The organism is Ramlibacter sp. AN1015 (assembly GCF_037726105.1).
Taxonomy (GTDB): Bacteria; Pseudomonadota; Gammaproteobacteria; order Burkholderiales; family Burkholderiaceae_C; genus Ramlibacter.
This window is the reverse complement of sequence record NZ_JBBJUM010000014.1, coordinates 72,402-86,262: the sequence shown is the minus strand read 5'-3', so window position 1 is coordinate 86,262 and position 13,861 is coordinate 72,402. Positions and strand designations below refer to the sequence as shown.

At 67.3% G+C, this 13,861-nt stretch carries 14 protein-coding genes; 7 read left to right on the top strand and 7 right to left on the bottom strand.

Annotated elements, in window-relative coordinates:
* Positions 1-257 precede the first annotated feature (257 nt).
* From WG922_RS18850 to WG922_RS18835, 4 genes are all read right to left on the bottom strand, one after another.
* Entirely contained in the window at positions 258-1,391 is a 1,134-nt protein-coding gene (locus WG922_RS18850; RefSeq protein ID WP_340284396.1) for a branched-chain amino acid ABC transporter substrate-binding protein, read from the bottom strand.
* Positions 1,392-1,527: 136 nt separating this feature from the next.
* On the bottom strand, positions 1,528-1,857 hold the full coding sequence (locus WG922_RS18845; protein ID WP_340284395.1) for a hypothetical protein: 330 nt from the start codon (positions 1,855-1,857) through the stop codon (positions 1,528-1,530).
* Positions 1,857-2,300, bottom strand: a complete 444-nt coding sequence (locus tag WG922_RS18840; RefSeq protein WP_340284394.1) for a DNA polymerase III subunit chi — start codon at positions 2,298-2,300, stop codon at positions 1,857-1,859. Before WG922_RS18840 ends, WG922_RS18845 begins: the two co-directional genes overlap by 1 nt.
* Entirely contained in the window at positions 2,297-3,832 is a 1,536-nt protein-coding gene (locus WG922_RS18835; RefSeq protein ID WP_340284393.1) for a leucyl aminopeptidase, read from the bottom strand. The genes WG922_RS18840 and WG922_RS18835 overlap by 4 nt, the downstream gene beginning before the upstream one ends.
* A gap of 36 nt (positions 3,833-3,868) precedes the next feature.
* Between WG922_RS18835 and lptF the strand changes: the two genes are divergently transcribed.
* From lptF to WG922_RS18810, 5 genes are read left to right on the top strand one after another with little or no spacing between them, the layout of a single operon-like run.
* Positions 3,869-4,969, top strand: a complete 1,101-nt coding sequence (gene lptF / locus WG922_RS18830; RefSeq protein WP_340284392.1) for an LPS export ABC transporter permease LptF — start codon at positions 3,869-3,871, stop codon at positions 4,967-4,969.
* Positions 4,966-6,066, top strand: a complete 1,101-nt coding sequence (lptG, locus tag WG922_RS18825; RefSeq protein ID WP_340284391.1) for an LPS export ABC transporter permease LptG — start codon at positions 4,966-4,968, stop codon at positions 6,064-6,066. The genes lptF and lptG overlap by 4 nt, the downstream gene beginning before the upstream one ends.
* A complete protein-coding gene (locus tag WG922_RS18820; RefSeq protein WP_340284390.1) occupies positions 6,063-6,434 on the top strand; it encodes a sirohydrochlorin chelatase in 372 nt (123 codons plus the stop codon). The genes lptG and WG922_RS18820 overlap by 4 nt, the downstream gene beginning before the upstream one ends.
* A 45-nt stretch (positions 6,435-6,479) precedes the next feature.
* Positions 6,480-7,427, top strand: coding sequence for a CysB family HTH-type transcriptional regulator (locus WG922_RS18815; protein ID WP_340284389.1), 948 nt, complete (start codon positions 6,480-6,482; stop codon positions 7,425-7,427).
* A 1-nt stretch (position 7,428) separates the two neighbouring features.
* On the top strand, positions 7,429-8,589 hold the full coding sequence (locus tag WG922_RS18810; RefSeq protein WP_445322857.1) for a pyridoxal phosphate-dependent aminotransferase: 1,161 nt from the start codon (positions 7,429-7,431) through the stop codon (positions 8,587-8,589).
* A gap of 19 nt (positions 8,590-8,608) precedes the next feature.
* Here the strand turns inward: WG922_RS18810 and WG922_RS18805 are convergent, their stop codons facing one another.
* On the bottom strand, positions 8,609-9,316 hold the full coding sequence (locus WG922_RS18805) for a (2Fe-2S)-binding protein (RefSeq protein ID WP_340284387.1): 708 nt from the start codon (positions 9,314-9,316) through the stop codon (positions 8,609-8,611).
* A 162-nt stretch (positions 9,317-9,478) separates the two neighbouring features.
* A complete protein-coding gene (locus WG922_RS18800; protein WP_340284385.1) occupies positions 9,479-11,617 on the bottom strand; it encodes an AAA family ATPase in 2,139 nt (712 codons plus the stop codon).
* Positions 11,618-11,898: 281 nt separating this feature from the next.
* Here WG922_RS18800 and WG922_RS18795 point away from each other — a divergent pair, with 281 nt between their 5' ends.
* Positions 11,899-12,498 carry a chromate transporter gene (locus WG922_RS18795; protein WP_340284384.1) on the top strand — a complete coding sequence of 200 codons (600 nt, stop codon included), beginning with the start codon at positions 11,899-11,901 and terminating at the stop codon, positions 12,496-12,498.
* Positions 12,495-13,067 (top strand): chromate transporter, encoded by a 573-nt coding sequence (locus tag WG922_RS18790; protein ID WP_340284383.1) that lies wholly within the window; start codon positions 12,495-12,497, stop codon positions 13,065-13,067. The genes WG922_RS18795 and WG922_RS18790 overlap by 4 nt, the downstream gene beginning before the upstream one ends.
* Before the next feature lie 16 nt (positions 13,068-13,083).
* On the opposite strand, the gene rlmB is transcribed toward WG922_RS18790, so the two are convergent.
* Positions 13,084-13,818 carry a 23S rRNA (guanosine(2251)-2'-O)-methyltransferase RlmB gene (rlmB, locus tag WG922_RS18785; RefSeq protein ID WP_340284381.1) on the bottom strand — a complete coding sequence of 245 codons (735 nt, stop codon included), beginning with the start codon at positions 13,816-13,818 and terminating at the stop codon, positions 13,084-13,086.
* Positions 13,819-13,861: the final 43 nt, after the last annotated feature.

Below are 13,861 nucleotides of genomic sequence, written 5' to 3'. Positions count from 1 at the left end.
AATTCCCGTCAGAGTGCGCGTCGGCTGAGAGCTGTCGAGAGTAGTCAGTTCGCTCGAGGCGAACAACCGAGGGAACCCGACGCATGGGCTGCTACACAAGTCTGGGCGCGGCGTGTAGGCGCGTACCTACAGAAACACGGCCTCGCGGCCTACGAGGCGATGCGGCGTGCAGCCGCTTCGCCCCGGGAACGCAGACGACACGCCGGTAAGTAGAAAAGCCGCCCTGAGGCGGCTTTTTGCTGATGGCCGTGAAGGCGTCAGTTGATGGGCGTCTTCTTGCCTTCCTTGTAGTTGTACAGGGTGGTCGCCGGGTTCTTCAGTTCGCCGTTGGGCTCGAAGGCGATCGTGGCGGTCACACCCTTCATGTTCGTCTTGACCAGCTCCTTGGTGTAGTCCTTGGGGTTGGTCGAGTTGGCGCGCTTCATGGCGTCCACCAGCACGAAGGTCGCGTCGTAGGTGTAGGGGCTGTACACCTGGAACTGGTTGGGATACTTCTCGTCGTAGCGCTTCTTCCACTCGGCGCCGCCCGGCATCTTGCCCAGCGACGAGCCGCCTTCGGCGCAGATCACGTTGTTGAGCGTCTTCGCGCCGCCGGCCAGCTTGGCGATCTCTGCGGTGCAGATGCCGTCGCCGCCGAAGTACTTGACGTTCCCCATGCCCAGCTGCTCCATCTGGCGCAGCATGGGGCCGGCTTGCGGATCCATGCCGCCGTAGAAGATGGCGTCGGGGTTCTTGGACTTGATCGCGGTGAGGATGGCCATGAAGTCGGTGGCCTTGTCGGTCGTGAACTGCTCGTCCACCACCTGCATGCCCTTCTCCTTCGCCGTCTTCTTGAACACATCGGCGACGCCCTGACCGTAGGCGGTGCGGTCATCGATGATCGCGACCTTCTTGAGCTTGAGGTTGTCGGCCGCGTAGTGCGCCAGCGCAGCACCGAGGGCGTTGTCGTTGGCGATGATGCGGTAGGTGGTCTTGTAGCCCGGCTTGGTGAGGTTGGGATTGGTGGCCGCACCCGTGACGTGGGGGATACCGCAGTCGTTGTAGACCTTGGCGGCGGGGATGGTGGTGCCGGAGTTCAGGTGGCCCACCACGCCCGCGACGCGCGAGTCGCACAGCTTCTGTGCGGCAGCCGTGCCCTGCTTCGGATCGGCGGCGTCGTCTTCGGCCTGGATTTCGAAGCGGACGCGCTTGCCGCCGATGGTGAGGTTCTGCTTGTTCAGATCCTCGATGGCCATGCGCACGCCGTTTTCGTTGTCCTTTCCGTAATGCGCCTGGGCGCCGGAGATCGGGGCCACATGGCCGATCTTCACAACCTGGACGTCCTGGGCCGAGGCGATGCCGGCCACCGCGGCGATTGCCGCGGCAACCGTCAATTTCAAAGTCATTTGCATAAGGTCAAACCTCCAGATGGAAAAGTTGAGTCGTCAGTTTTCTCAACCGGGGCAACATATCGCAAATTCCGCGCCCGAGGCATAGAGGAAAGCCCAGGTGCGGCAGCCCGCCACGCGGCAACGCCCGTCCGATCCGTCAAGCGCCCCCGGGCTCCATCGATCCGGGCGGATCGGCCGCAGGCCGCGCCGCGAGCTCCTGGGCCAGCGCCTCGGAGACCGCCACGCGCACGCTCGCTTCGAGTTCTTCGCGCAGGCGCGGCGCAAGGGCGCGTGTCTGCTCCACCACCATCGCGGCGACCGCCTCGCGCAGGCGCTGCTCGAGGTCGGCATCGATGCGCTGCATGATGCGCTGGACCAGGCGCTCGTCACGGCCGCGCAGACCCTCGGCGGCCGGCTGGCTGCGGGTCGGCCGCTGCACCACTTCGGTGAGCGTCGGAACGTTCTTGGGCGGGGTACGACGCACCATCAGCGCGACTCCGCGAGGTCGTGGCGTTCGATCGCGAAGCCCTGTCCGGCATATTGTTTCCAGCGGGCGCGGGCCCGCTGACGGTCGTCGGCGTCGTCGGTGACGACCTCGATCACGCGCGCGAACTGCTCGAAGCCGGTGGGCACGCGCTCGGCGATGTTGACCAGCACCTCGCGGTGCGGCGCGGCGGTCGCCGCGTGCGCCGGCTCGGTCAGCACCACCGGACTGCGCGCCAGCACGTGCGGCGGTGCGTCGTCGGCGCGGCAGTGCGCCACGAAGTCGAGCGCGGAGAAGGTCCACAGCTGCAGGTCGAGTTCGCGCAGCAGGTCGACGTCACCGCAGACCACCACGCGTGCGCCGCTTGCCACCGCCTTGCGCAGCAGCCGGCAGGAATAGCCCACCTTGGCCGACGCGTTGAAGTGGAACGCGACCTGGGTCGTCATGCCGCTGTTTTCGCGGACCGCTTGCGCCGCGCTGCGGGTTCGGCCGCCGCCTTGCGCGGGGCGGCGGATCGGGGTGCGGCCTTGCGGGCAACCGCTGCCTGCTGCTGCGACAGCAGGTATTCCACCAGCATGCCCACGGGGCGACCGGTCGATCCCTTGGCCGCTCCGCCCTTCCACGCGGTGCCGGCGATATCGAGGTGGGCCCACGGGTAGGCGCCGGCGAAGCGTTGCAGGAACTTGGCCGCGGTGACTGCGCCGGCGGGGCGCCCGCCGACGTTGGCCATGTCGGCGAACTGGGTCTTCAGGCCTTCGCCGTACTCGTCGTCCAGGGGCATGCGCCAGCAGGGATCGAGGGCCACGTCGCCGGCCTGCTGCAGCGCGGCCGCCAGCGCTTCGTCGGTGGCGAACAGGCCGCTGCGCACCCCGCCCAGCGCGATCACGCAGGCTCCCGTGAGGGTGGCGACATCGACCACCGCACGCGGCTTGAAGCGCTCGGCGTAGGTCAGCGCGTCGCACAGGATCAGCCGGCCTTCCGCATCGGTGTTGAGGACTTCGATGGTCTGGCCGCTCATGCTGGTGACCACGTCGCCCGGCTTGAAGGCGCGGCCGCTGGGCAGGTTCTCGCATGCCGGCACCAGCCCCACGACATTCAGCCGCGGCTTGAGCTCGGCCAGGGCGCGGAAGGTGCCGAGCACGCTGGCCGCGCCCCCCATGTCGAACTTCATCTCGTCCATCTCGGGCGAAGGCTTGATGGAAATGCCGCCGCTGTCGAAGGTGATGCCCTTGCCCACCAGCACCACCGGCGCATCCGAGGCGCCCGCGCCCTGGTAGCGCAGCACGATGAACCGGAGGGGTTCGTCGGAGCCCTGGGCGACCGCCATGAACGCGCCCATGCGCAGCTTCTCGACTTCGCGGGGGCCAAGCACTTCGCACTGGAAGCCGCCCGACTTGGCGATGCGCTTGGCCTCTTCGCCCAGCCGCGTCGGCGTGGCCACGTTGGGTGGAAGGTTGCCCAGTTCGCGCGCGACTGCGATGCCGGCGGCAGCGCCGCGCGCGGCCTCGAAGTCTGCCTTCGACGCGGCGGCATCGGCGCATCCGACGACGCATTTCTCGATTTCGCAGGCTTCGGGCTTGGACTTGGTGGTGATGTAGACGTAGCTAGCTTCCGCGACGGCGGAAACAGCGGCACGTACCGCACGGCCGTTGGCCGCCTGCGGCAGGCAGATCGCGATGCGCCGCACGCCCGAGCGCAGGCTGGCGACCGCACCATGCACGGCCGAGTGGATGCGACGCGGACTGCCGTCGCCGCAGCCCACCAGCAGCACCCGTGGCGCCTGCACCCCGGTGGCGCGCCAGGCGTGCAGCGTCTTGCCCGGTTTGGCTTCGAAGGCCCTGGCCTTGACGGCATCGGCTGCGAGGCGGGACAGCGCGTCGCTCGCCGGCTTGAAGCTTTCATCGACCAGCACGAGCAGCACGTCGCACTTTTCGCTGGCCGCGCCATCGAGGTTCAGGGTCTTGAGTTCGAAGTCCATAATCTCCCGTTCTTTCGCCACAGCCGTTGCGCGCCGATGTTATTCCATTCCTCCGTCCGCAAGGAGCTCGCAAGAAGCTTCGGCGCGACCTTGGTGGTGCTCATCACCATCGTCATGACGATGACCCTGATCCGCACCCTGAGCCAGGCGAGCCGGGGCAGCGTGAACCCGCAGGAAGTGCTGATGGTCATGGGCTACACGGTGCTCGGCTACCTCGCGCCGCTTCTCACGCTGTCGCTGTTCGTGGCGATGGTTGGCGTGCTCTCGCGCATGTACCGGGACAGCGAGATGGTGATCTGGTTCAGCGCCGGTCGCGGCCTGTCCTCGCTGCTGCGGCCTCTCTTCTCATTCGCGTGGCCGGTGCTGCTGGTGGTCGTGGCACTTGCGCTGGTGGGCTGGCCATGGGCGAACGAACAGACGCTGGAGCTGCGGCGCCGCTACGGCAGCCGCGGCGATCTCGAGCGGGTCGCGCCCGGGCAGTTCCAGGAGTCCGCGGGCGGCACACGGGTCTTCTTCCTCGACAAGGACAGCCCCGACAACCGCAGCGGCCGCAACATCTTCATCGCCACCCAGGAGCGCGAGCGCGAGACCGTCACTTCGGCGCGCACGGGGCAGGTGGTGACCCAGGGTGACGGCCAGTTCCTGCTGCTCGGCGACGGCCAGCGCATGGAACGCGCGCTGGACGGCAGCGAACTCAAGCTCAGCGTCTTTGCCGAACTCGGCACGCGGGTCGGCGAGGCCCGCGACACCGCTCGGGACGAGATGCCGCCCAAGGCGCGCCGCACCTGGGACCTGCTCGATGATCCCGGCCCGCGCGACCGGGGCGAGCTGGCCTGGCGGCTCGGGCTGAGCATCGCCGCCTTCAACTTCGTCATCATCGCGGCCACGGTCTCCAGCGTGAACCCGCGTGCCGGGCGCAGCGGCCATCTGCTGTTCGCGCTGTGCGCCTTCATCGTCTACTACAACCTCCTCAACCTCGGGCAGAGCTGGATCGGCTCGGAGCGTGTCGGCATGGGAGCGTTCCTGCTGGCTCTGCATGGGGGCGTCTTCGCGCTGGCGTCGTTCTGGCTTGCCAAGCAGCACAACGGCTGGTCGCTCGTTCCCCGCATCTTCCGTCGCCGAAAGTCCGCGACATGAGGACCATCCGCCGCCTGCTGTACCGCGAGGTGCTCGGCGCCGTCGGCTTCGTGACGGTGGGCTTCCTCGCCCTGTTCTTCTTCTTCGACTTCGTCGATGAGCTCTCCAACGTCGGCCGCCGCGGCAGCGCCTACGGGCTCACACAGGCGCTGAGCTATGTGGTGCTGCTGCTGCCCAGCCATCTCTACGAGCTCGTGCCCATCGCGGTGCTGATCGGCACGATCTTCGTGATGGCGCGGCTGGCGCAGAGTTCCGAATACACCATCTTGCGCACCTCCGGGCTCGGGCCCTGGCGGGCGCTGCGCTCGCTGCTGGTGCTCGGGGCGGTGTTCACGCTCTTCACCTTTGCGGTGGGCGACTACCTGGCTCCCGCAGCCGACCGCACCGCCCAGCTCCTGAAGGCCCGCTACCAGGGCAATATCAGCGTCGGCCAGACCGGCGCGTGGCTCAAGGACCGCCGTCCCGACAGCTCGTTCACCGTCAACGTGGCCGCCCTGAGCCCCGACGGCACGCTCGAGGGCGTGCGCATTTTCGAAGCCGACCGCCAGGGGGCCCTCCTGTCGGCGACGCAGGCCGCGCGGGCGCGCTTCGCCGCCGAAGGCTGGACCTTGCTGGAGGTGCAGCAGCGACTGTTCACCACCGACGCGCAGGGCGTGCCGCAGGTGCGCACCCGCGAGCTCGCCAGCCTGGAATGGCCGACCGACCTCAGCCCCGAAATGGTGTCGGTGGCCTTGCTCAGACCGGAACGCATGCGCACGCTGGACCTGTTCCAGTACATCCGCCACCTCGAAGCCAACGAGCAGACCTCGCAGCGCTACGCGATCCAGTTCTGGCGCAAGGTGTTCTATCCCCTCAGCTGCCTGGTCATGGTAGTGATGGCCCTGCCTTTCGCGTACCTCCACTTCCGCTCCGGCAGCATCACCGGCTTCGTGTTCGGCGGCGTGCTGATCGGCATCAGCTTCTTCTTGCTGAACAACGTGTTCGGCTACATCGGCAACCTGCGCAACTGGTCGCCCTGGCTCACGGCGGCGCTGCCCGGGCTGATCTATTCGGTGCTCTCGCTCAGCGCATTCGGCTGGCTGGTGCTGCGGCGATGACGCGCGCGGTCATCCTGTTCGGGCATGGCTCGCGTGATCCCCTGTGGCGCCGGCCGATGGATGCCGTGGCAGAACGCCTGAGCCGTCTCCAGCCGGGCCTGTCGGTGCGCTGCGCCTTTCTGGAACTCACCGAACCCACCCTCGAGCGGGTTGCCGACGAGCTCGCGCTTGCGGGTGTTTCGGCAGTGGCGATACTGCCCATGTTCCTGGGGGCGGGCAGGCATGTGCGCGAGGATCTGCCCACGCTGGTGGATGCGCTGCGGCAGCGCCATCCGGACATGCTCTGGGATCTTCGGCCGCCCGTGGGCGAAGACCCGCGCCTGCTCGACCACCTTGCCGATCTGGCCCTGCGCGCTGCGGGGCCGTGATCTGCGCGGAGGCATAATGAATTTCTTCTTTAGTAGAAATCCAGTATGAACCTCCACCAGTTCCGTTTCGTGCAGGAGGCGGTGCGCCGCAACCTGAATCTCACCGAAGCGGCGAAGGCCCTGCACACCTCGCAGCCGGGCGTGTCCAAGGCCATCATCGAGCTGGAGGAGGAACTGGGCATCGAGATCTTCGCGCGCCACGGCAAGCGCCTCAAGCGGGTCACCGAGCCGGGCCAGCACGTGCTGCGCAGCATCGAGCTGATCATGCGCGAGGTAGGCAACCTCAGGCGCATAGGCGAACAGTTCAGCGCACAGGACAGCGGCACCCTGTCCATCGCCACCACGCACACCCAGGCGCGCTACGTCCTTCCAGTGCCGGTCGCCAGGCTGCGCGAGGCCTACCCCAAGGTCAACATCAGCCTGCACCAGGGCTCCCCGGACCAGGTCGCCCGAATGGTGCTGGACGAGGTCGCGGAGGTGGGTATCGCCACCGAATCGCTCGCCGACTATCCCGACCTCGTCACCCTGCCCTGCTACGAATGGCAGCACGTGCTGGTGCTGCCCACCGACCATCCCCTTGCCGACAAGGAGCGGGTCAGCCTGGAAGACCTTGCCGCCGAGCCGCTGATCACCTACCACCCGTCCTTCACCGGCCGCACCCGCATCGACGCCGCCTTCGCGCAGCGCAAGCTGCAGCCGCGCATCGCCCTGGAGGCGATCGATGCCGACGTGATCAAGACCTACGTGCGGCTCGGGCTGGGCGTGGGCATCGTGGCCGAGATGGCCATGCGCGAAGACGATCCGCAGCAATCGCGGCTGGCGGTGCGGCCCCTGGGCCATCTGTTCGGCCAGAATGTCGCGCGGGTAGCGTTCAAGCGCAGTGCCTACCTGCGCAATTTCGTCTACAAGTTCGCCGAGTTGCTCTCCAACCGGCTCGACCGCAATCTCATCGCCAAGGCCATGACCGGCCACGTCAACGACTATGAGCTCTGATATGCAGACCGCGCACACCCCGCTGCTGGCCAGCAAGCTGCCCGCCGTGGGCACCACCATCTTCACCGTCATGTCGGCCCTGGCCACGGAGCACGGCGCCGTGAACCTCGGGCAGGGCTTCCCGGATTTCGACTGCGACCCGCGGCTGGTCGATGCGGTGTCCACCGCCATGCGCGACGGGCACAACCAATACCCGCCGATGGCCGGCATCGCGCCGCTGCGAGAGGCAGTCTCGTCCAAGATGGAGGCGCTCCACGGCCGCCGCTGGGACCCGCTCACCGAGGTCACGATCACGGCCGGCGCCACCCAGGCCATCATCACCGCGGTGCTGGCCGTGGTGCGCCCCGGCGACGAGGTGATCGTGCTCGAGCCGTGTTACGACAGCTACGTGCCCAACATCGAACTGGCCGGCGGCACCGTGGTGCGGGTGCCCCTCACCCCGGGCACGTTCCGCCCCGACTTCGACCGCATCGCAGCCGCCTTGTCGCCGCTCACGCGCGCCATCATCATCAACACGCCGCACAACCCGAGCGCCACCGTCTGGAGCCGCGAGGACATGCTCGCGCTGCAGGAGCTGCTCGCGCCTACCGACGTGCTGGTCATCAGCGACGAGGTTTACGAGCACATGGTGTTCGACGGCCGCGAGCACCAGAGCGCGGCGCGTTTTCCCGGGCTCGCCGCACGCAGCTTCATCGTCTCCAGCTTCGGCAAGACCTACCACGTGACCGGATGGAAGGTCGGCTTCGTCGCGGCGCCGGCCCCGCTTACCGCGGAGTTCCGCAAGGTCCACCAGTTCAACGTCTTCACGGTGAACACCCCGATGCAGCACGGGCTCGCGCACTACATGTCCGACCCCGCGCCGTACCGCGAGCTGCCCGCGTTCTACCAGCGCAAGCGCGACCTGTTCCGTGCCGGGTTGGCCGCCACCCGGCTGCGCCTGCTCCCCAGCGAAGGCAGCTACTTCCAGTGCGTCGATATCTCGCAGGTGAGCGACCTTCCCGAGGCGGAGTTCTGCCTCTGGCTCACCCGCACCCTGGGCGTCGCGGCCATCCCGCTGTCGGCCTTCTATGGCGACGGGTTCGACCAGCGGGTGGTGCGCTTCTGCTTCGCCAAGAAGGACGAGACCCTGCGCACCGCGCTGGAACGGCTCGCGCGCCTCTGAGCCGGGTGAGGCGCCCGCATCAGCACTGCACGCTGTTGCGGCAGAACTTGTCCAGTGGCAGCACGCGGGCCTGGCTGCGCACCAGCTCACGCGCCGTCGGCCCAACCTCCAGCTGCAGCTTCGCGGCGTAGCGCTCGAAGAACAGGTCGAATCGGTCCGGCCCGAGCGTGGCGTACGCGGTGAGCGAATCGTCTCGCGCATCGTGCTCCAGCAGCACGGCCGCCAGTGGCTCGGGCGCCGGACCGGCGACCACCGAGGCGCCCTGGGCGGGGTCGTACTGGCTGTGCTCGGCGCAGCAATGGATCAGGTCGTCCTGTACGCCGCGGCGGGCGCGCGACTTGCGAAAGCTGATGAAGCTCACGTCGCGCGTGGGATAGACCAGCTTGTGCGTGCAGATGGCCGAATACGCCACGATGCTGCGTCGGCGCCCCACCCCGCCCGGCCATGCGTACTGGTCCGCCTTCTCGCGACCGGTGACCGCCTGCGGTGACACCTCCTTGCCGAGGTTGAGCAGGAAGACCGGCGTCGCCTCGAACGGGTAGTGAAACACGTAGTTCACGCGCGGCTGCAGGTCCGATGCACGCAGCTGCCGACCCGTCGCGTCGGTCAACACCGCCCGCTCGAAAGGGCGGGGTTTCTCGTGCGCCGCAAATGCCGGCGTTCCGGCCGCCAGATGAACGAGTGTGGCCTGTGCGGTGCAGGCCTGGAGAAAGCCACGTCGATGCATGAGCGAATCCTCGAACAAGGATGGTGCAGTGTGCGACGTTCAAATTCAGGAAAATGGCGCGGTTTACCCGCGGTATGAAAGTGTGCAGCTGCCGCTCAGGGCAGTCATTAGCACACGAAAAAGCCGCCCGAAGGCGGCTTGTCGCTGATTTGACGGCGGCAGTCAGACCGGCTGCTGCACCAGCCCCACGCGATTGTTGAAGCTCAGGCAGGCCGCTTCGAAATTGCGAATCTCGGCGAGTGCCTCTTGCAGGCTCATCTCGCCTGCTTCCATCAGCTTGCCGGCAAGGTGCTCGGTCAGCGGCTTCAGGCGCGCCAGCAACTGCTTGGTCTCGCCGTAGAGCCGCTCACTCTGCGCTTCCATGATGGAGCGGGTTTCCTCATCGACGTTGCGTCCACCACCGCCTTCGGTCGCCAGGGCACCGAAATTCAGGCGCGTCTTGCGGTACATGCCCATCTCGCCGACGGCGTGGTGCAGCAGGCGCGTGACGCGGGTGATGTCGTTGTGCGCACCGTTGGTCGTGCCTTCCTCACCGAAGAAGAGCTCTTCGTTGGCCATGCCGCCCAGCAGCACGCGCACGTCGTGCTCGATATCGCCCTTGGTCTTGAGCAGGTTGGCGCCTTGCTTGTGGAACACGAAGCCCAGCGCGTTGTTGCGCGGATTGGCCTTGAGCGAGATCTTGAGCGTCTTCATGTCGCCCAGGATGCGGTCCCAGTCGCCGCCGCAGCGCTTGCGCTCCTGCTCGAAATCAACGAGGAAGTGGCCCCACTCGTGGATGGCGATGATGCGGCGGTCGCGCTCGCGCTCCTTCGTGGTGTTGGTGTTGACGTTGCCCACCATCACGCGCTCGGCGGCCTGCATCAGCGTCTCGGTGCCGATCATCTCGCCGGCCTGCACCGCGGAGATGCCGGCCTGGTTGACGATGGTCTCGAGGTCGGCCGGGCTGCGGCCTTCGGTGATCTCGACGATGTGGCGCAGATCGAGGTCGGGCAGCACCTTCTCGGCGCGCTGGCTGAGGTAGTGGCCGATGATCGCGGCGCGCTCTTCCTTGTTGGGCAGACGGAAATCGACCTTCATCTGGAAGCGGCGCAGCATGGCTTCGTCCATCTGCATGCTTTCGCTGTTGAAGTTGCTCGCCACGATCCAGATGATCTCGGCATCGCTCTTGGTGCGCACGCCATCCAGCACGGCCAGCAGCATGTTCTGCGTGTCGTCGTCGAACTTGCGGTGTCCGCCGCGCTTCATGAACAGGTCTTGCGCCTCGTCCAGGAAGACGATGCAGCGCTTGCGCCGCTTGGCCATCGACAGGATGCGGTTGAGCGTGCTGGCACCGCCGCCCACGTAGCCGGTCTCGAGATTCACCGCCGAGTGGAACAGGATCGGCAGGTTCAGCTCCTTGGCCAGGTAGCTCGCGAGCTTGGTCTTGCCGGTGCCCGCCGGGCCGCTGAACATCACGTTGAACGGCTTGTTGATCCCGTACTCGGCGTACTCGGCGCGGCGCTGGTACTGGTCCTTGATCTGGGCGACTTCGCTCTTGATGTCGTCCATGCCGACCAGGTCGCCGATGGAGCCCTGCACGTTGGCCGGCTCGATGAACTTGAGCGACTTGTGCTGGCCGCGCAGCTGGAAAAACAGGAAGCCCAGCAGGCCGAGGGTCAGGGAGGCGGAGAGAACGCCACTCACGCCAGCCTTCCAGGCGTCCTTTTCGGACTGGGGGCGCGACCCCTCGAAGCGTTGGTCGAGGCGCTCGATCATGGCGATGCTGCTCGGGCTGAGCTCGGCACGCGGCACGAAGCTGAGCTTGCCACCCCAGCCGGCATGCACCGCCTTGTCGGCAAAAATCTTGGTTTCCATGTCCGAGGGGTAGAACGCGTGCTGGCGCCCGCCCGACTCGACCAGTACGAAACGGTCCGACACGTTCCACATCAGCGGCTTGTAGATCACCGTGATGCGCTCGATCGGGTTGTTCTCGAGGAATGACAGCACCGATCCGGCGCCGAACACGACCGGGAGCTGCTCGTTGAGGCTCCAGGCGCCCTCGCCCGGCTTGCCACCCCCCATCAGGCGCACCTGCTCGGCGACGGCGGCCTGCTTTTGCAGCAGGACGACAGAGTAGATACCGGTAATAGGGATCAGCATCGCAAACGCAATGATCAGCAGCTTCACGGCCGTGGTCTGGATCACGAACCAGTCCGACAGCCGGGACGCTGCCTTCTTGATCGCCAGCAAGAGGCTGCCCTCAGGCGGCTCTTCCTTGGTGAATTCGGGGCGGTTGGAGGTGCTCGCCGATAAGTCCGACATAGTGTCCTTCAGGGGCAGAACGTGGCAGAAAGGTTGTCGGAGCCATCCTACATAGACGCTGGCTGAACTCCACCACATGCAAGCACCGTTACCGTGCTAGGACGCGCTCGCGTGAACTTTTCCCGAGGGAACCCTGGAGGGCGTTGCTGCTCCAACGCAGGCCGGGTTTTCTTTCAAGTTTCTTCCCCCGGCACTTGTCCCCCGGCGCTGCAAAACCCCGGGGGATTTTTTCGCCGCCTGCGGCGGCGCAGCGCGCAGGGCCGGCCTCGATAATCCGGGGCGTGACGCAAGCACCCCCAACAGCCACCGCTGATGCAGGCGATGGCGCATCGCCCCGGCCACAGTCGCTCGGGGATCTGTTCCTTTCGTTCTCATGGCTTGCCCTGCAGGGCTTTGGCGGCGTGCTCGCGGTGGTCCAGCGCGAGCTGGTCGAGCGCAAGCGCTGGCTGAGCCGCGACGAGTTCGTCGAGGACTGGGCCGTGGCGCAGATCATGCCGGGGCCCAACGTGGTCAATCTGTCGCTCATGATCGGCCAGCGCTACTTCGGACTGCGCGGCGCCCTGGTGGCGCTGGCCGGCATGCTGACCCTGCCGATGGTGGTCGTGCTGGTGCTGGCGCTGGCCTACGCGCAGTTCGCCGGGCATCCGCAGGTGCTCGGCGCACTGCGCGGCATGGGCGCGGTGGCGGCCGGGCTGGTGGCGGCCACGGGGCTCAAGCTGCTGAGCACGCTCGGCCGCAACCCGATGGGCCTGCCCATGTGCATCGCCCTGGCGGCCGCGACCTTCGTGGCGGTGGCTCTGCTGCGGGTGCCGCTCGCGCTGACGCTGCTGGTGCTGGGCCCCTGCGCCTTCGCGCTCACCTGGCGGCGGCTGGCGCCATGAACACCGTGCTCACCGGCGCCGACTGGCTGGCGTTCTTCGGGCATTTTCTGGTGCTCTCGCTGCTGTCGATCGGCGGCGCGATCACGACGGCTCCCGAGATGCACCGCTTCCTGGTGGATCGCCACCAATGGCTTTCCGACGCGCAGTTCACCGCCTCGATAGCTATCGCGCAGGCCGCACCGGGGCCGAACGTGCTGTTCGTGGCGCTGCTCGGATGGAACGTCGGGCTCAATTCCGCCGGATTGCCGGGGGCGGCCGTCGGGCTTGGCCTGGCGATGCTGGGCATCCTGCTGCCCAGCACCACCCTGGCCTACGCGGCGGCGAGCTGGGGCCACCGCAACCGGGAATTGCGCGCAGTGCGCGCTTTCAAGCAGGGCATGACGCCGATCGTGCTGGCCCTGCTGATCGCTACCGGCTGGCTGCTGGCCACGGGCGGCAGCTACGACCCCGCGCGCTGGCGGCTTTGGCTGTTGAGCGCCGTGGTCACCGCGGTGGTCTGGCGCACCCGCATCCACCTGCTGTGGCTGCTCGGTGCCGGTGGCCTGCTGGGCTGGCACGGCTGGGTTTGAGCGGCGCCGGAGGTGCTTACAGGCGCTGGCGCCGTGCCTCGTACAGGCACACGCCGCTCGCGACGGAGACGTTGAGACTCTCCACCGCCCCCTGCATCGGAATCGACACGAGTTCGTCGCAGGTCTTGCGCGTAAGCTGGCGCATGCCCGTTCCCTCGGCCCCGAGCACCAGCGCCACCGGCCGGCGCAGGTCGGCCTGGTAGAGAGTGGCGGGCGCGTCACCGGCCGTGCCGATGCACCAGATATTGCGCTCCTGCAGCTCCCCGAGCGTGCGCGCCAGGTTGGTCACCATGAAATAGGGCACTGTCTCGGCCGCTCCGCTGGCGACCTTCGCCACGGTGGCATTCACGCCGACCGCGTGGTCCTTGGGCGCGATCACCGCATGCGCGCCGGCACCGTCGGCCACCCGCAGGCAGGCGCCGAGGTTGTGCGGGTCGGTGACGCCGTCCAGCACCAGCAGCAGGGGCGGCTCGGCAATCGAGTCGAGCAGATCGTCCAGGGAATGCGCCACCTCGATTTCCGCCACCCGCGCCGCAACGCCCTGGTGTCCGTGGCTGCCGGACAGTTTGGCCAGGCGCAGGTTGTCGGCTTCGATCAGGCGCACGCCGGCTGATCGCGCCTTCTCCAGGAACTGGCGCATGCGTGCGTCGCGCCGGGTAGGGTCGAAGAGCACTTCGATTACGGACTGGGGTGCGGTCTTGAGGCGAACCCCGACCGCATGGAAGCCGAACAGGACACGGGGTGCAGACATGGCGGGATTATCCGGCGTGCCTGCGCCAGCTCGTGCATGGCTA